The organism is Microcoleus sp. Pol7_B2 (genome assembly GCF_036701035.1).
Taxonomy (GTDB): Bacteria; Cyanobacteriota; Cyanobacteriia; order Cyanobacteriales; family Microcoleaceae; genus Microcoleus.
The window spans coordinates 1-18,853 of sequence record NZ_JAUBQB010000069.1; the positions used below are offsets into that span (position 1 = coordinate 1).

The window sequence follows — 18,853 nt, forward strand, 5'->3', positions numbered from 1 at the left end:
TTCATAAATTTTAACTATTTTCTCACGCAACTCAATCGAATAAGGTTTCATTTTTTTCGCTTATGTACTAAATAAACCGTATCATATATACATGGAATCTGCTGTATATACGGGTTTCCTTTGCGAAAGGAGGTTCGTGCTCTATTAAGCGGTGATTTCTGGAATCAATGACGAGTACCGGGGGTGAAGAGTCATAATCAATTATTGAATGTGGTGCACGATCACACAATCATTCTCGCTATTAATTGTGACTCGACCTGATGGGTGAAACCATCAGGTCGAGTCAACAGTCTCTTTCAACCGCCGAGTAATCAATGAGATAACTTCTACTTGAAATCTCCTAAAGACCTGCCGCACAAACAGCCGCTCCAATTAACCCTACATGGGGATTCAAAACAAGACGAACAGGCATCATTTCTAACAGCGAATCCATCCGGCCTTTGTGGGTAAAAGCCCGCATAAAACCTCCCTCTTGAATCAGCGGCAAAATTTTAGCAGCGATGCCGCCGGCTATGTACAAACCGCCGTAAGGTAACAGTGTCAGAGCCAGATTTCCGGCCACTGCACCGTAGGCTTCTACAAACATTTGCATTGTTTGTTCCGAAAGCCGATCGCACTTTTTGAGTGCCGCCTGTGCAATTGTCGCTCCCGGATCGACAGTCTTTTCAGTTTTCCCGATTTCTGACTCCCATTTTTTGATAACTTCCCCTATCTCCGGCGATTCAGGAGCAAACTTTTTATCCCGCAAAAACTGGTAAATTGAAACAATCCCTTGTCCCGAAACGACACGCTCGATCGATATTCGGGAAATGTCGTGTTTTGCTAACAAATATTTCAGCAATTGAAACTCCAACTCCGAACGAGGAGCAAAGTCACCGTGTCCCCCTTCCGAAGAAAAAACCCTGATGCCATTTGCTTCGGGAATTCCATAACAATTTCCTAAACCTGTACCCGCACCAATCACAGCAATTGGATCGTGTTCGCGAGGTTTTCCGACTTGCAAAGTGTGCAAATCTCGATCGTCCAAAGCCCACACGCCGTAGCCAACCGCGACAAAATCATTAATTAAACTAACGTGTGATATTCCTAATTCCTGTTCCAGACGCTTCGCATCCAGCATCCAAGGCAAATTAGTCAGTTTTGCAGTGTTGTTAACCACCGGGCCTGCGATCGCAAAACAAGCTTTTTCAGGCAATGGCGTCAAATCCAATTTCGTAGCAGCTTCCCTCAAAAACTGCTGCACCATCGGCACTAAATCGGGAAACTCCGCGCTCGGATAGCGAAACTCGTAAAGAGCGTTCATTTCACCGTTAACAGTCCTTTCCACTAACCGCAAAATTGTCTTAGTTCCGCCAATATCGCCCGCTAATAATAATGCCATAAATCTCCTATTTTATTAGTAGTTGTCTTGATTTCGTTGCCGAACAACCCACCTAGTTTATAACAATTACAGGCAGATTGGTGAACTCTTTTTTTTTACGAACCGCAGAGGTACTCTTGACGCAGAGAAAGAGAACACACAGAGAAAGAGAGATTCTCTTGAGGGCTTGAATTTGCGATATTACCAAATGATTGATAACACTACTAATTTAAACACCCACAGTATTAATTGCCAACCAAGCCCGCAGCACCTCAGCCACAGTCCAAGCTTGAGCCGTGCAGCCCCGAGGCGAGTGAGGGGCGTCGCCCTCAAAAATTTCGCCCAGACTGCCAACTCCGCCGCCCCTTATATGATGTGCCATCGGTTCCAGGAATTCGCGAGCTTGTGCTGGGTTTTTGTATACGTGTAAGTGCGCCAAGACAAACGGGCCAATCAGCCAGCCCCAAACTGTGCCCTGGTGGTAGGCGCTGTCGCGCTGCAATTGGTCGCCTCCGTATGCGCCGCGATATTGCGGGTGCTGCGGCGAGAGGCTGCGGAGGCCGACAGAAGTCAGAAGCTGTTGAGCGCAGGCGTCCACCACGCCGCGCTGCTGGATGGGCGTCAGTAACGGTGTATAGCGGGTTTCCTGGCGGATCGCCGCCGACAAGGAGTTGGCGGAGTGAGGAGGAATCGAGTCTAGGGGCAAGGATACGGCGAATATTTGGTTGGGTCGCAGCGAACTATCGTGTCCGTCTGGGCCGTCTAGAACGTCGTAACAGTAACCGGTTGAGGCGTTCCAGAAGCGAGGGAATCCGGCGGCTGTTCGATCGCCCAATTGCTGGTATTCATTGTGAGGCTTGCCCAGTTTTCGAGCAAAACTTGCCATAGCTTGTATAGCATTGTACCAAAGCGCGCTGAGTTCGATCGGCTTACCAATCCGGGGTGTCACCACCCAATCGCCGATTTTCGCATCCATCCAAGTCAGTTGCACGCCGGTTTCGCCCGCGTAGACTAAACCGTCATCGGGATCGACGCGGATGTTATACCGAGTACCCTGCAAGTGCCAGTCAACAATCTCACATAACACCGGCCAGAGTTCGGTCAAAAGTTCGTCGTCTCCCGTGGCATCTATATAAGCGCGAATTGCCTCAAAGTACCAGAGCGTGGCGTCTGCGGTGTTGTATTCCGGTTCGCCGCCCGCATCCGGGAAGCGGTTCGGCAGCATCCCCCGATCAACATACCGCGCAAATGTCCGCAAAATCGATCGCGCAATTTCCGATCGCCCGGTACAGATTGTGAGACCGGGTAGGGCGATCGTCGTATCGCGCCCCCAGTCGCTGAACCAGGGATATCCGGCGATGATCGTTTTGCCGTCGGGTTCCTCCGGTAGCGGGCGGCTGACGATAAATTGGTCGGCGGCGAGCACTAAGTGATCGATCCAGTCGGGAGATTCGCTCACTTTTGACCAGTTGTGCAGCAGTTGTCGGTCATAAGTGTGGCGCACTTCTAAAGCTGTACCGCCGTTGAGTTCGGGATTTTTCTCGGTGCTGGCTATCAATGTGAGAGAATTTCCCGGTGCGATCGTCATGTGAAAAGTCGCCGCGTGCAAGTGATCCTCGCTGCAGTCCAATCCGCGGCGCTTTTCGGCTGCTAGGTCCAATCCGTAATGCCAATTGTATAAAGCCGCAGAAACTCGAAAGTTGGCCTCTGGTGCGGCATCTGTCAGCAAATACAGGGGTGCAGCCTTGGGAAATGCAGTCACGCAAACCCCGCGTTCCAAGGTTTCTAGGCTCATCTGCCAGTCGCCGGCGCTCGTCGTGTGGTGGTAGTCGCGGTAGTTGACTAGGGCTTTGACAGCGAGGGCGATCGGTTGTGAGGCGCGGTGCAAGCGGTATTGAATATATGTTGTGTTAGCACCTTGCTGCATCCAAATCCGCTTTTCCAGGATAGCGTCGGCGAGAGCAAACCTCCAAACAGGCGTCGTGCCTTCGATGTGAAAGCTTTCGATGTAGTTGTAGCCGTGGGGTTCCATCGTCGCGTCGGCCCAGCGGTTTGTATAAAGCGGATAGGCGCGATCGTGATACACAGCCGTCTCGTCCAGCTTGGCGAGCATCAAAGTGCGTCCCAGCGGGGGTTTGAGGGCGGCTACCAGCAAGCCGTGATAGCGGCGGGTGAGGAGATTTGCGATCGTCCCGCTAGCGTAACCGCCGATCCCGTTTGTGACCAACCACTCCCGAGACTCCGCCGAGTCGAGATTGCAGCAGATTTCCCGTCCAAAAGCCATAACCATAAAGTCCACACTCGCGCTGATTTTTGACCTACCTTTAGGTAGATTTTCGACATGATATCAACCAGAAATATTAACGCTTCCAGACCGTTAATTTGGCGATCGCCCCCGTGCCGATTCCTGCTCTAATTTAGACACAACCAACCGCTAATTTTGCCTGTTACACAATTTTTGCCTTTGATGCCTCTGTCTAAAGTTAGTTGTTTGTTATATTAAGTAATATTACCGTCTAAACAGGCGCTGAACGTTAAGGGCAAAGCATTTGATGGCGCGTCGGGCGATCGAACCACCAACCTATTTTATAAGGAGAACAACTCAAAGTGAAGATAGGAGCAAATTACCTCGGCAACAACCAATGTGAATTTACCGTTTGGGCGCCCACCGTCAAACAAATCGCAGTCCAAATTGTTTCCCCAAAAAAACGCCTGATACCCCTGCAACAATCAGCAGAAGGTTATTGGCAAACCACAGCTACAGACATCGAACCAGGAACCCTTTACACCTACCAAATCGAAGGAAAAACCGAGCGACCAGACCCAGCCTCAAAATATCAACCCCAAGGCGTACACGCCCCGTCGCAAGTAATAGATGAAAATATTTTTACTTGGACTGACACAAATTGGCAAGGCGTGCCGCTAGCCGAAATGATTATTTACGAACTGCACGTCGGCACGTTCACCCAAGCCGGAACCTTTGAAGCAATAATTCCCCAGCTAAAAAAACTTAAAGAATTGGGAATCAACGCCATCGAAATAATGCCAGTAGCCCAATTCCCTGGCGAGCGAAACTGGGGATATGACGGCGTATATCCCTACGCCGTTCAAAACTCCTACGGCGGCCCCGAAGGCTTCAAAACACTCGTCAACGCCTGCCACGAACACGGTATTTCAGTAATTCTCGATGTAGTTTACAACCACCTCGGTCCCGAAGGAAATTATCTCAGGGACTTCGGCCCCTACTTTACCTCAAAATACGGCTCGATTTGGGGAGATCCCCTCAACTTCGACGATGCCTACAGCGACGGCGTGCGTAACTACTTTATTGAAAACGCCCTCTACTGGTTTCGAGACTATCACATCGATGCCCTGAGATTAGATGCAATTCAAGCAATATTTGAAGTGGGTGCAAGACCTTTTTTACAAGAACTATCCGATGCCACAGCCGAGATTTCCCAAGAACTGGGACGGAAACTTTACTTAATAGCCGAAAGTGACTTAAATGATGTCCGCACTATACGTCCTAAAGAACTGGGGGGCTTCGGATTAGACGCCCAATGGTGCGATGATTTCCACCACGCACTGCACGCCTTGCTGACTGGAGAAGACGACCGATACTACCAAGATTTCGGCAAGTGCGAACACTTAGAAAAAGCCTTCAAAGAAAGCTTTGTTTACTCCGGCCAGTACGCCCCCCACAGAAAGCGGAAACACGGCAATTCTGTTAAGGATGAACCGGGTCATAAATTTCTGGTGTTTGCCCAAACCCACGACCAAATCGGCAACCGCATTTTGGGAGACCGATTATCCAAAATAGTTGACTTTGAAGGATTGAAACTTGCAGCAGGCACAGTTTTAATTTCTCCCTACATTCCCTTCTTTTTTATGGGAGAAGAATACGGAGAAGAAGCACCGTTTTTTTACTTCATTTCCCACTCGGACGAAAACTTAATTGAAGCTGTCCGCAAAGACAAACAACAAGAATTTAAAATCTTTGAAGGCCGAGGCGAGTTTAACGACCCCCAGAGTCCTGAGACTTTCGATAAGTGTAAGTTAAACTGGGAAAAACCAACCGAAGGGAAACACAAAATCCTTTGGGAATGGCATCAACATCTGATTCAACTGCGGCGGACAATACCGGCCCTTAAAAAACTCGACAAAAACAGTCTAGAAGTGTCCAGCATTGAAGCGGAAAAAATCTTATTTCTACGTCGCTGGACAGATGACAGCCAGATATTCTGCATTCTAAACTTCAACAGTCAAGAGGTAGCCTTTACGGCTGCACTTCCCCAAGGCAACTGGAACAAAATTTTAGACTCTGCTGATGAAAAATGGATGGGTTCAGGTTCTAGCTTGCCTGAAAAGATAACTTCACAGCAAGAATTGACTGTTAAACCCCAGAGTTTCGCACTTTACGAAATAATACAGAAATAGTAGGTTGGGCGGAGCGAAGCGTAGGGTTCGCTGCCGCTCAACCCAACAACTGATTTTAGATTGGCGATTTGAGATTTTAGATGGGAGCAACAATCTCAAATCTCACTTAAATCTCAAAGTGAAGGGCTTGGGCGGAGTGAAACGGAGGGTTCGTTCTCCACTCAACCTAACTATTTCTAATTTTAAACAACAAACCCAACCAACTAATTAATTAGGAGTAAAATTAAGGTGAGAATTCCCACAACCACTTATCGGCTTCAATTTCATGCAGGTTTTAACTTTGAATCCGCCAAACAAATCCTTAGCTATCTGGAAGATTTAGGAATTACCGACGTTTACGCTTCACCGATATTTAAAGCAAGAAAAGGCAGCTCTCACGGATACGATGTCGTTGACTCAAATCAGATAAATCCCGAATTGGGAACATCAGAAAATTTTGAAGCCCTCACATACGAAATCAAGAAACGGAACATGGGATGGCTGCAAGATATTGTCCCAAACCACATGGCTTACGACACTCAAAACTTGCTGCTGTTAGACGTATTGGAACACGGGCCGGATTCCGACTATTTCGATTACTTTGATATTGAATGGAATCATGCTTACGAACATCTCAGAGGTCGAGTTTTGGCTCCGCTGCTGGGCAATTTTTATGGAGAGTGTCTGGAAAATGGCGAGATTCAACTCAAATACAGCGAAATTGGGCTGACCATCAATTATTATAGCTTACAATTGCCAGTAAGAATTGAATCTTATGCTAAATTTATCAGTCATAATTTGGGGCATTTAGCCAGGGAATTAGGCAGACGCCATCCAGATTTTATCAAGTTTTTGGGAATTCTTTATTTGATTAAAAATACACCTTCAGAAACTAAAGGTAAAACCCGATACGATCAGATAGCTTTTGTCAAAGGACTGCTCTGGGAACTCTACAATCAAAATCCCCTTGTACAGGAATTCATTGATGAAAATATCAAAGTTTTTAACGGAGAAAAGGGAAATGCCGAAAGCTTTAATCTGCTAGACGATTTGCTTTCCGAGCAGTTTTACCGTCTGTCTTTCTGGAAAGTCGGGGCAGAAGAAATTAACTACCGAAGGTTTTTTACGGTAAACGAACTTATTTCGGTAAAAGTTGAAGAGATTAAAGTTTTTCACAAAAACCATGCTCTGATATTCGACATGGTTGATGAGGGAAAGTTTACCGGATTGAGAATCGACCACATCGACGGACTGTACGATCCCACAGAGTATTTGAAAAGGCTCCGGGAAAAAACCGGAGACACTTACATTACTGTTGAAAAGATTCTGGAACACGAAGAAGATTTGCCGTCATATTGGCCGATTGAGGGAACTAGCGGCTACGACTTTTTGAATTACGTAAACGGCGTTTTTTGTCGGTGCGATCGCGAACAGCAATTTAGCGAAATATATCATAGATTTACTCGCTTGACGGTTCCCTACGAACAGTTGTTTTTAGATAAAAAAGGGCTGATTGTTGAGAAAAACTTGGCGGGAGATGTAGACAATCTAGCTCAACTTTTGAAGAATATCTCCGGTCAATCGAGACAGGGAAATGACTTTACTCGCCCCGGTTTGGAAAAAGCATTGGCGGCTGTTTTGACGATCTTTCCAGTCTACCGGACTTACATCAATCAAGACGGTTTGAGAGAGTCCGATCGCACTTACGTAAAATATGCGATCGCTCACGCGAAAGAACAAGTACCGCGACTCCTCAAGGAACTTAAATTTATCGAAACGGTGCTGTTGCTGGAAGAAGAAGAAACCCTAACAACCGAACAAAAAGAGCAGCGCCGGCACTTTGTAATGAAACTCCAGCAGTTAACAGGGCCTTTGATGGCCAAAGGCGTTGAAGACACGCTTTTATACGTCTACTATCGGCTTTTATCGCTCAACGAAGTGGGAGGAAACCCCAGTCAGTTCGGCGTGTCGCTGGTAGATTTTCACGAGTTCAACAAAAAGCAGCAAGTCGCTTGGCCGCACAAAATGAATGCTACAGCTACCCACGATACCAAACGCGGCGAAGATGTGCGAGCTCGAATTAACGTTTTGTCCGAAATTCCCGACGAATGGGAACAGCAAGCCAAGTCTTGGAGAGAGCTAAACTCTTCTAAGAAAGTCAACTTTGTGAATCGAATGGTTCCTGATATTAATGACGAATACTTCTTGTACCAAACTATGCTCGGCACTTTTCCCTTTGAGGGAATTGAAAACACTGATTATGTCGATCGCCTGAAAGATTATGCCATTAAAGCCGTCCGCGAAGCCAAAGTTTATACGGCTTGGCTGAGACCGGATAACGACTACGAAGCTGGTTTTATGACCTTTATCGATAGCGTTCTCGAACCTTCGGAACAAAATCAGTTCCTCAACAAATTTGTACCTTTCTGCAAAAAAGTAGCTAATTACGGAATTTTCAATTCTTTATCTCAAACGCTGCTGAAAATCGCGGCTCCGGGCGTTCCCGACATTTACCAAGGGACGGAATTATGGGATTTAAGCCACGTCGATCCGGATAACCGCCGTCCCGTTGATTTTGACCGCAGAATCGAGGTTTTGCGGGAAATTAAAGAGCGAGCTCAGACTGATATTTTGCAACTGGTTGAAGATTTGATGGCGACGCGGGAAGACGCTAGAATTAAGTTGTTTTTGACAGCAAGAGCGCTATCTGCGAGAAAAAAATACTTGCAAGTTTTTAAATCAGGCGACTATCTGCCCCTGCAAGCAGTTGGCACATTTAAAGATAATGTTGTTGCCTTTGCCAGAAGCTTTGAAGATACTACAGTTATTGTCATTGCTCCCCGGTTTTTCACGGGAATTGTCAAACCGGAAGAATTGCCGATCGGCAAACAAGTCTGGAAAGATACTAATTTGAAATTATCCGAGCAAATGCCGTCGGTTTGGAAAGATGCAATTACAAATCAGGCGGTAGAAAGTAACGGTACGTTGCCAATTGGTGAAGCTCTGACTTACTTTCCAGCAGCTCTGCTGATCGGTGAAAAATAGCAATTAAAAGCTGGAAAATTCAAGAATTTTCCAAGATTCCCAGGAGGCGGACTTGAGGCTCTCCCTCAATATATTCCTTCCCAGGCACAGCCTGGAAGTAAACCGATAGGGGCACGGCATTGCCGTGTCCCTTTTCAGAATTGATATTAAACCTGATTGGAAGTCAAAAAACCGATCGCGCCTACCAACCAAACAAAATTTATATACATAAGACGGCAAATACAACACAACGTATACGGTTTGCCACAATACCCGAATGGATCGCACACCGTACATTGGGAAGAGTAAAGAAAAGCAAAGCAGTCAACAACTGTAGCGGTGCAAGCCTCACGGATGCAACCGTCCCCCAATAGGTTCGGTAAATACCCCTTCATCGCAAGGTCTACCGCCCGCAGTATAGAGATCAGCACCCTATCGAAGACTGTATTAAAGCAGGACTCACTACCCGTAAACCGCGAGGTAAAATCGCAGTCCTGAATAACCAGACTATCGCACAGATAAAACACCAAAATTTTGTAGAGATTGGAGCCGGAACACCCCTATGGGAAAAGTAGTTGGAATTGACTTAGGTACGACAAACTCCTGCGTCGCAGTTATGGAAGGCGGCAAACCCACCGTCATAGCCAACGCCGAAGGGGGTCGCACCACACCTTCTGTAGTAGCATACGCTAAAAATGGCGATCAACTTGTCGGACAAATCGCCAAGCGTCAAGCCGTGATGAACGCCGAAAACACCTTTTACTCAGTAAAACGGTTTATCGGGCGTCGGGTTGATGAAGTAGCCCATGAAACCACTGAAGTTTCCTACAAAGTCCTCAAAGTTGGCAACAGCCTTAAACTAGACTGTCCCGCCCGCGGCAAGCAATTTGCACCAGAAGAAATTTCTGCACAAGTTCTCCGCAAACTCGTAGAAGACGCCAGCAAATATCTCGGCGAAACAGTTACCCAAGCGGTAATTACTGTTCCCGCTTACTTCAACGACTCCCAGCGCCAAGCTACGAAAGACGCGGGAAAAATTGCCGGTATAGAAGTGCTGCGGATTATTAACGAACCTACAGCAGCAGCTTTAGCTTACGGGTTAGATAAAAAGAGCAACGAAACCATCCTCGTATTTGACTTAGGTGGCGGTACTTTCGACGTATCTATTCTCGAAGTAGGCGACGGCGTATTTGAAGTGCTAGCAACTTCTGGAGACACTCACCTAGGCGGTGACGACTTCGACAAAAAAATCGTCGATTACATCGCTAATGAATTCCAAAGAGCCGAAGGCATTGACCTTCGCAAAGACAAACAAGCACTGCAACGCCTGACGGAAGCAGCAGAAAAAGCCAAGATTGAGCTTTCGAGCGTTACCCAAGCAGAAATCAACCTGCCGTTTATCACCGCGACTCAAGACGGGCCAAAACACTTGGACACGACTTTGACGCGGGGCAAGTTTGAAGAACTGTGCTCGGATTTGATCGATCGCTCTCGCATCCCCGTAGAAAATGCGATCCGCGACGCCAAATTAGACAAATCTGCAATTAATGAAGTCGTCTTAGTTGGTGGTTCTACACGCATTCCTGCGGTGCAAGAACTGGTCAAAAAAATCCTCGGCAAAGAGCCAAACCAAACAGTAAACCCGGATGAAGTGGTCGCAGTCGGTGCAGCAATTCAAGCCGGCGTACTCTCCGGCGAAGTCAAAGACATCCTGTTGCTCGACGTTACCCCGCTGTCTCTCGGCGTCGAAACCTTGGGCGGCGTGATGACCAAAATCATTCCCCGCAACACCACTATTCCTACCAAGAAGTCGGAAACTTTCTCGACTGCTGTAGACGGCCAAACAAACGTGGAAATTCACGTTTTGCAAGGCGAACGGGAAATGGCGAATGATAACAAGGATTTGGGCACCTTCCGCTTAGATGGAGTTCCTCCAGCCCCCCGTGGCGTACCTCAAATTGAAGTTACTTTCGATATCGATGCTAACGGTATTTTGAATGTAGCTGCCAAAGATAAAGGTACTGGCAAGGAGCAATCGATTAGCATTACTGGTGCTTCTACTTTGCCCAGCAATGAAGTCGAGCGCATGGTGAAGGAAGCCGAATCGAATGCTTCGGCTGACAAAGAGCGTCGCGAAAGGATCGATCGCAAAAACCAAGGCGATTCTTTAGCCTATCAAATTGAGAAGCAGTTGGCAGAATTGGGTGATAAAGTTCCCGCTGCTGACAAGACTAAGGTTGAAGGCTTGATCAAAGACTTGCGCGATGCGATAGCTACTGAAGATGACGATCGCATCAAAACCCTAACAACAGAGTTGCAGCAAGCATTCTACGCTGTCAGCAGCAACCTGTACCAGCAAGCAGGCGGCCCAACTGATGGCCCTGGCGGCCCTGGTGGCTATGGAGACGGCGGCCCCACTGGCGGTGGCGACGACGTGATTGACGCCGACTTCACAGAAGGCAACAAATAAAAGGCTAAATTAAAAGCCCCCAGCTAGCAGCAAGAAACCCGGTTTTGAACAGAAACCGGGTTTCTGTTCATTCAAAAACAAACCAAAGCCGATCGGCTAAAATTACTAAAAATCTTGCTTGAGGCATATAGACAAAACTAGAATATGCTTCAATAAATATCATAAACTAGCAGTAATAGCGCAACCGAGAGTAATTAAATGTCACGTTCTCCTATACAAAATTCCTCCCCAAATACTCCCAGCCAATCTCATGTTGCATCCTTGCGCCGAATCCGCCGGATCAGCCATTTACTAGACAATGCAATTCCTATTCCTGGCACAAAATACCGCATTGGACTCGATCCAATATTAGGACTGATACCGGGAGGCGGCGATTTAATCAGTTCAATTTTTGCCGGCTATGTTGTCTTCAAGTCCGCTCAAATGGGAGTGCCGCGAGAGACTTTAGTACAAATGGCTGCTAACATCGTGTTTGATACATTTGCCGGTACTGTACCCGTTGCCGGAGACTTGTTGGATGTTACTTGGAAAGCTAATGTCAAAAATATAGAATTGCTGGACGCTCATTTAGGTTCCCCTGAACCTGGGAAAAAAGCCGATTGGCTATTTGTGGCAGGGCTGCTTTTGGGTTTGATGTTAATTGTCGGAGGCGTGATTTTCTTGAGCGTGATGCTTTTTGGCTGGCTATTTCAAGTAATTACAGGGCGTTAATCTTTGGTGTGATGCTGAAGATAAATCACTCTCTTTATGTCATCTTAATAGCATCTAATCGGGGAAAGTATTTCTTAAAAACCATCTTTGAGGATGATTAATAGCACGGAAAAACATCTGGGTTTAACTACCCGTAGGCTGTATTGCTTTTTTTTATCCCTCAACAAAGAGCGAAAATCTCACATATTCGTACATTACAAACAGGGCGAGTAAAAACAAACCCAACACTTTTTTGCTGCAATTTTTGAGAAAAATAATATCATTGTCAGCTACCAAAAAACAGCGGGTGCGCTCAATCTTCAATAAATACTAAAATGTGTCAGCGTTTTAAAATTTAACCAACCCATACCAAGAAAAGTTCTGAGCCTCTTACCAAGAAGAGATATGTGGCAGAAATCGGATCTGTTGAGCAAAGTTTATTAAAGCATTTATAAGACATCAAAGACCAGACAGCATCTCACTTTTGACACAACTGAGATGCTGTCTGGTCTTTGACCAAAATCGAGGTGAATCCCCACTCTTTTTATATCTCAAATGGATTTTATAATAAAAAGTAAAGCGATCGCCCTCTCTTGACCCTACAATAATATATATTAAGGGTATTGACAAATAATATTAAATGTGAAAGAGGTCTCTGGTCGGTGAAACTAGCTATTTACCAGATCGCCGTTGAGTCCGATATAGTGATATAATCCAGACTATAATATCAATTTGATATAAATGCTTGAATTATCAGCGCTTGGGCTGCTACAGTTGCAACCCCTGCACGGCTATCGGCTAAAGCAACAACTGGAGCTGTTTATGAGCAGTTGCATCAGCGTCAACTACGGAGCGATTTACCCACTGCTGAAGCGCTTGGAAGAGCGAGGGGAGATTTCGGTAATAGCCGAAGAAGCCGGAGATGCGGGCTGTCCGCGCAAAATCTACGGAATTACCGCCAAAGGGCGCGAACTCTGGCGGCAAAAAATGCTCGAACACCCTCAAGAAAGCTGGGTTAACAGTGGTTCCCGGTTCCGAATCAAGTTTTTCTTTGTTGGTAATTTAGAACCCGAAGAACGGCTGAAGCTATTGGAACACCGCTTGCGAGCCTGTTACACCCGGCAAGACTACATCGAAAGCCTCAAAAGCGAATATCCACTAACCGATGACTATCAATTCGCCTCTCGCGATCGCTGCAAGTCAGTGCTGGCGTCAGAGATAGAGTGGTTAACCGAGCAACTAGCCAAGGAAAAAAGCGCGATCGCCGGAGTGCGTGACTCCCTCACCTCCGCTGAATCCGCCGACTCCAAGGAAAAATCCTTCCAACTCACCCACTCAGGTGAGTCATAAGAAGGATGTGTAATCTTCCGTGCCATCGTAACTTTTGAGAGATAACAAAAAGCTTTCCTAAAAATAATCACTCCCTAGCTTGGCTAACTGCGATCGGACTAAAGCCCTGCACATACCCCAACCCCATTAAAAAGGGACTTTCCAGATTCCATCCTGTTTAAAAGCGCTTGTCCTTATTCCCCCTCTGTTTGAGGGGGGCACCGGAGGAATCAAAGATTCCGCCAAAGTCTCAGTAAGTCAGAAGTTAAAAAAATCTAAGTGGTGCTGCCCATGAGTTATTCTAAATCCCCAGAATCGGTCGTTGAAGCCCAAAAGCAAAAATCTGCCACACCGGAACTCCACCCAACCAATGCAGACAGCGATCGAGCGCAGGATTTGGCCCCCCTTGCCGATCGCCCCGAACCTGTTGCTAAACCGGAACTGCACCCAACCGATGGAGACAGCGATCAACCGGATGATTTTCCGCCTATTGTCGATCGCCCCGAACCTGTTGCTAAACCGCGATCGCGCTGGCCCCTAATGGCCGCGATCGCGATCGCCACAGGCGCAGCAGGTTTCGGCTGGTACTCGTGGCAATCGGGTCATAATCGCGCACAGCCACCGGCAGCAGCAGCCCAACCCCCAGGCATACCAGTCAAGCTCGCAGCCGTACAAACCAGCTCAGTCCAAGATTCCTCGGAATTTGTCAGCAGCTTAGAAGCCAAGCGTTCGGTAGAAATCAAACCCGAAGTAGAAGGGCTAGTCACGGAGATTTTTGTCAAATCCGGCGACTTCATAAACAAAGGGCAAGCCATCGCCCGCATGAAAAGCGAGAGCGCCCAAGCTGACTTGAGGCAATCCCAAGCCAACCTGATCCGCGCTCAATCCCATTTAGCCGAATTGCAAGCAGGAGCCAGGCCCGAAGAAATCGCCCAAGCTCAAGCCCAAGTCGCCCAAGCCCAAGCCAACCTCGCCCAACTGCGATCGGGCTCTCGGCCAGAAGAAATTGGTCAAGCCCAAGCCCGCGTTTCCCAAGCTGAAGCCGACCTCGCCGACGCCCAAACAGGTAGCCTCTTAGAAGACATTGCCCAAGCAAGAGCGCAAATAGAGGCAAGCACAGCCGAAGCAAAATTAGCCAGCCAGCAGCTTGCCAGATATCAGGCATTGGCAAAAGAAGGCGCAGAATCCGCCAACACCCTCGAACAATACACCCAAAAAGAAGGCACCGCCAAAGCCAACCTCCGAGAAGCTCAAAGGCGGTTCGAGCAGCGGCAAAAAAACAGACAAGCCGAGATCGAGCGCCGGACAGCGGCTTTGCAACAGCAGCGGCAAGCTTTGCGGCAATTGCAAAACGGTTCGCGCCCAGAGGAAATAGCCAAAGCCGAAGCAGAAGTCGCACAAGCCAAGAGCAGATTGGCGCAGTTAGCCAACGGTACGCGCCAAGAACAGATCGATCAAGCCCAAGCGCAAGTTGCCGAGGCCGCCGCTCAAGTGCGCGGCTTTGAAGTACAACTGCAAGAAGCTGCTGTCATCGCACCCTTCGCGGGAGTCATCGGCGACATACCAGTGAAAGTAGGTGATTACTTGCAAAAAGGTGATGCGATCGCCACCCTGACAGAGAACCAATTGCTAGACTTGCGGTTATCAATTCCTTTGGAACGGATGCCTCAATTACGCTTAGGGCTGCCAGTACAAATGCTCGACGCTCAAGGTAAGGCGATCGCCCAAGGTCAAATCAGTTTTATCTCCCCAAACGTCAGCGCCAATTCTCAAACAATTTTAGCTAAAGCCACCTTTCCCAACCCCAGCGGCGAACTGCTTAATCTCCAGTTTGTAAAAGCTAAAGTCATCTGGAAACAGAACCCCGGAATTTTAGTTCCAGTAACAGCAGTCACTCGCTTAGGTGGGCAAACTTTTGTCTTCACAGCTCAAAAGCCGGAACAGCCAAAACCTGGAATGCCACCTTTAGTAGCGCGACAAAAGTCCGTCAAATTGGGAGCCATTGAGGGGAATGATTATCAAGTTATCGAAGGTTTGAAAGCAGGCGAAAAAATTGTTACCGCAGGCATCCTTAACCTGACAGACGGTGTTCCGATTATGGCTCAAGAGGAAGGAAAAGGCTCAGGAGAAAAATTACCAGTAGAAAGCAAAAAATAAGCTATGTTGTTGCGCTTGAGCGCTCTTAAGATGGGAATTAAGAGCGCTCAAGCGCAACTATGTACCTTACGTGAAACTAATTGATTGCTCCGCTATAAAAAAGGGGGCTATTTTAATTTTTGACTGAAGTGCCTGCAATTAGGAATTAGCAATTATCAACTAACAACTACCCATTACCCAAATAATGTTTGCAGATTTCTTTATTAAACGACCAGTCTTTGCTAGCGTCTGCGCCTTAATTATTATTTTGGTAGGCGCCATCAGCATTCCCACATTGCCGATCGAGCGCTTCCCTGACATCAGCCCTACCCAAATTAACGTCACAGCTAACTATAGCGGGGCGAGTGCTGAAATTGTCGAAAATGCAGTTACCAACATCCTAGAAAGGCAAATAAACGGCGTTGAAGGACTAAAATATCTAACTTCCAGTAGTAGTAACGATGGCACTAGCACTATTACAGCTACCTTTGATTCCTCGCGCAACAAAGACATTGCCGGCGTCGATGTTCAAAATCGAGTTGCAGTTGCTCAACCCCAACTACCAGATGCCGTACAGCGTACAGGAGTTACAGTTACAAAACAATCTACCAGTCTCCTATTAGCGATCGGTTTATTTACAGAAAATAAAGAATACGACACCATATTTTTAAGTAACTACGCTGACCTATATTTAGCAGATGCTTTAAAGCGGGTAAAAGGTGTTGGTGACGTGCGAATTTTTGGGGAAAGACGCTATGCAATGCGTTTATGGATAGACCCCAATAAATTAGCAGCTCGCCGTCTCACAATGCAAGATGTAACGAGAGCTCTCAACGAACAAAACTTGCAAGTTGGTGCTGGGAGAGTTGGCCAAGAACCTGCTCCGCAGGGACAAATGTATCAAATTGACTTGCGTGCTGAAAGTCGCCTCAAAGAACCAGCAGAATTTGAAGAAATCGTCCTCAAAACAGAGACAAATGGAACGTTAGTTAAATTAAAAGATGTGGGGAGAGCAGAACTAGGGGCAGAGAATTACAGCTCATTTCTGCGATTTCGAGGCAATGATGCAGTAGGTTTAGGGATTTACCAACTGCCTGGAAGTAATGCTTTGAATGTTGCCCATGCCGTCAAAAAAGAAATGGAAAAACTAGCTGTTGCTTTCCCTCCGGGGTTGATACATAGAGTAGCGCTGGACACGACTTTGTTTGTAGAAGAGTCGATGGCAGAAGTAGTCAAGACATTATTTGAATCAGTATTGCTAGTGGTGATAGTGATTTTTCTTTTCTTGCAAGACTGGCGCACAACTCTTATTCCTATCATCACAATTCCAATTTCTTTGATTGGGACGTTTGCTTTTATCAAAGTTTTCGGATTTACGATTAACAGTTTATCTCTGTTTGGTCTGACATTAGCAACGGGATTAGTGGTTGATGACGCTATTATTGTAGTAGAAAATATAGACCGCATGATCCGCCAAGGGATGAATTCCCGCCAAGCGGCTTTTGAGTCAATGCGGGAGCTTTTTAGCGCTGTAATTGCGACTTCTTTAGTGTTGATGGCAGTGTTCGTGCCAGTGGCATTTTTCCCCGGAACTACAGGAGCGCTTTATAAACAATTTGCGCTGACAATTGCTTTTTCCGTTCTGCTTTCTACCTTTATTGCTATTACTCTCACGCCCTCACTTTCAGCTATATTACTGCGTCGAGGGCCGAAGTTTGGGGGCCCGCTAGGTTGGGTTTTTGACCGTTTTAATGGAATTCTCGATTGGGTACAGCGGCAATATCGAAAATCCTTAATATTTCTCACAGGAATTAAGACTATTGTCACCCTCGTGTTTATCGCTTCTCTGGGAGTAACAGCTTGGCTTTATTTATCAGTGCCCACAGCATTTATCCCGGAAGAAGACCAGGGGTATTTTATGACAATTATTCAAGGGCCCCAAGGTGTTTCGCTGCAATACACTCAGAAAGTAATGGATCAAGTAGAACAAGAAATCCTCAAACTTCCTGAAGTTGTCGGGACTTTTTCAGTGGGTGGATTTGGTTTTAGCGGTAGCACTTCTAATCAAGGCATTATATTTACTACACTGAAACCCTGGGAAGAACGTCACGGAGAAGATCAAACTGTACAAGCGATTATTGGTAAGTTGCGGGGTAAGTTTTTCTCGATTCCCGAAGCTAGAATTTTCCCAGTGAATCCGCCTGCTATTCAAGGTTTAGGTCAATTTGGGGGTTTCCAATTTCAATTGCAAGACCGCAAAGGTAACAGCGGTTTAGATGGCTTAGTCCAGACTATGGGCGGGATTTTGAAGCAGGCAAATCAGACACCGGGATTGCAAGCGGTATTTAGTACGTTTGCTGCGAATACACCTCAGTTAATTGTGGAGGTTGACCGAAATCGAGCTAAGGCTCTAGATATTCCGATTAATGATGTTTTCAGTACGTTACAAACGGCTCTGGGTGCTCAGTATGTGAATGATTTTAACCTCCAGCAGCGCAATTATCGGGTGTATGTTCAGGCGGATAAACAGTTTCGCGATAACCCTGAAGATATTGGGAAATTGTATGTGCGTTCTGGAAAGAATGAAATGATTTCTTTGAGCAATTTGGTGAAGATTACTCCGGTGGTCGGAGCACAAACTGTTAACCACTACAATTTATATCGGTCAATTGAAATTACTGGCTCTCCTGCGCCGGGAGCGAGTTCTGGACAGGCGCTAAAATCGATGGAAAAGGTGTCGGCTGAAGTTTTGCCATCGGGTTTTGGTTATGAATGGTCAGGGAGTTCTTTAGAAGAAATTGAATCGGGGGGTCAAGCACCGATTATTTTCGGTTTGGGGCTGATTTTTGTGTTTTTGGTGTTGGCTGCTCAGTACGAAAATTATGTCGATCCTTTCATTATTTTGCTATCGGTGCCTCTGGCGATTTTAGGTGCTCTTTTAGCTCAGTCGTTGCGGGGTTTGGCGAATGATGTTTATTGCCAGATTGGTTTGGTGATGTTGATTGGATTGGCTAGTAAAAATGCGATTTTAATCGTGGAGTTTGCGAACCAATTACGGGAGCAGGGATATTCAATTGCTAAGGCGGCAGTTGAGGCTTCTCAAGAGCGTTTACGACCGATTTTGATGACTTCTCTGGCTTTCGTTTTGGGTATTGCTCCTCTGGTTAACCCAGAAGGTGCGGGTGCAGCGAGCCGCCGATCGCTAGGGAATGCGATCGCGGGGGGGATGGTTGTTTCTACTGTCTTGAGTTTGTTTATAGTGCCGGTTCTGTATGTGGTGGTTGTCTCGGCTCGCGATCGCTTTAAGAAGCGCGATCGACTAGACAATCTCCCCGAGGATGGCACAGTTTTGAACGGCAAAACAACTCCCCACGAGGAAATTGAACGCGATAAAGTATCGCCGTTGTAGTTGGTAAGTGGAAAATACC

General features: G+C 46.8%; 9 protein-coding genes. 7 read left to right on the forward strand and 2 right to left on the reverse strand.

All coding sequences use genetic code 11. The annotated features are described in order from the left end of the window. Positions 1-340: 340 nt before the first annotated feature. Positions 341-1,381: a glucokinase gene (locus QUA57_RS21750; RefSeq protein WP_333063556.1), complete on the reverse strand. Its 1,041-nt coding sequence runs from the start codon at positions 1,379-1,381 to the stop codon at positions 341-343. 208 nt (positions 1,382-1,589) lie between these two features. Beyond that, entirely contained in the window at positions 1,590-3,650 is a 2,061-nt protein-coding gene (locus tag QUA57_RS21755) for an amylo-alpha-1,6-glucosidase (protein ID WP_333063555.1), read from the reverse strand. 317 nt (positions 3,651-3,967) lie between these two features. Here QUA57_RS21755 and treZ point away from each other — a divergent pair, with 317 nt between their 5' ends. The 7 genes from treZ (at position 3,968) to QUA57_RS21790 (ending at position 18,834) form a co-directional block, all read left to right on the forward strand. Continuing rightward, on the forward strand, positions 3,968-5,797 hold the full coding sequence (gene treZ, locus QUA57_RS21760; RefSeq protein ID WP_333063553.1) for a malto-oligosyltrehalose trehalohydrolase: 1,830 nt from the start codon (positions 3,968-3,970) through the stop codon (positions 5,795-5,797). Positions 5,798-6,025: 228 nt separating this feature from the next. After that, positions 6,026-8,821: a malto-oligosyltrehalose synthase gene (treY, locus tag QUA57_RS21765; RefSeq protein ID WP_333063552.1), complete on the forward strand. Its 2,796-nt coding sequence runs from the start codon at positions 6,026-6,028 to the stop codon at positions 8,819-8,821. 541 nt (positions 8,822-9,362) lie between these two features. Further along, on the forward strand, positions 9,363-11,270 hold the full coding sequence (gene dnaK / locus QUA57_RS21770; protein ID WP_333063551.1) for a molecular chaperone DnaK: 1,908 nt from the start codon (positions 9,363-9,365) through the stop codon (positions 11,268-11,270). Between the two features lie 198 nt (positions 11,271-11,468). Continuing rightward, positions 11,469-11,981 (forward strand): DUF4112 domain-containing protein, encoded by a 513-nt coding sequence (locus tag QUA57_RS21775; protein WP_333063550.1) that lies wholly within the window; start codon positions 11,469-11,471, stop codon positions 11,979-11,981. Between the two features lie 720 nt (positions 11,982-12,701). Beyond that, positions 12,702-13,310, forward strand: coding sequence for a helix-turn-helix transcriptional regulator (locus QUA57_RS21780; protein ID WP_333063549.1), 609 nt, complete (start codon positions 12,702-12,704; stop codon positions 13,308-13,310). A gap of 270 nt (positions 13,311-13,580) precedes the next feature. Then, entirely contained in the window at positions 13,581-15,446 is a 1,866-nt protein-coding gene (locus tag QUA57_RS21785) for an efflux RND transporter periplasmic adaptor subunit (RefSeq protein WP_333063548.1), read from the forward strand. Between the two features lie 184 nt (positions 15,447-15,630). Then, a complete protein-coding gene (locus QUA57_RS21790; protein WP_333063547.1) occupies positions 15,631-18,834 on the forward strand; it encodes an efflux RND transporter permease subunit in 3,204 nt (1,067 codons plus the stop codon). The last annotated feature ends 19 nt before the right edge of the window (positions 18,835-18,853 follow it).

What these genes read in the sequence shown, in the direction of transcription:
- QUA57_RS21750 (WP_333063556.1), bottom strand. Translation starts at nt 1,381, where the DNA reads ATGGCATTATTATTAGCGGGCGATATTGGCGGAACTAAGACAATTTTG.
- QUA57_RS21755 (WP_333063555.1), bottom strand. Translation starts at nt 3,650, where the DNA reads ATGGTTATGGCTTTTGGACGGGAAATCTGCTGCAATCTCGACTCGGCG.
- dnaK (WP_333063551.1), top strand. Translation starts at nt 9,363, where the DNA reads ATGGGAAAAGTAGTTGGAATTGACTTAGGTACGACAAACTCCTGCGTC.
- QUA57_RS21775 (WP_333063550.1), top strand. Translation starts at nt 11,469, where the DNA reads ATGTCACGTTCTCCTATACAAAATTCCTCCCCAAATACTCCCAGCCAA.
- QUA57_RS21780 (WP_333063549.1), top strand. Translation starts at nt 12,702, where the DNA reads ATGCTTGAATTATCAGCGCTTGGGCTGCTACAGTTGCAACCCCTGCAC.
- QUA57_RS21785 (WP_333063548.1), top strand. Translation starts at nt 13,581, where the DNA reads ATGAGTTATTCTAAATCCCCAGAATCGGTCGTTGAAGCCCAAAAGCAA.
- QUA57_RS21790 (WP_333063547.1), top strand. Translation starts at nt 15,631, where the DNA reads ATGTTTGCAGATTTCTTTATTAAACGACCAGTCTTTGCTAGCGTCTGC.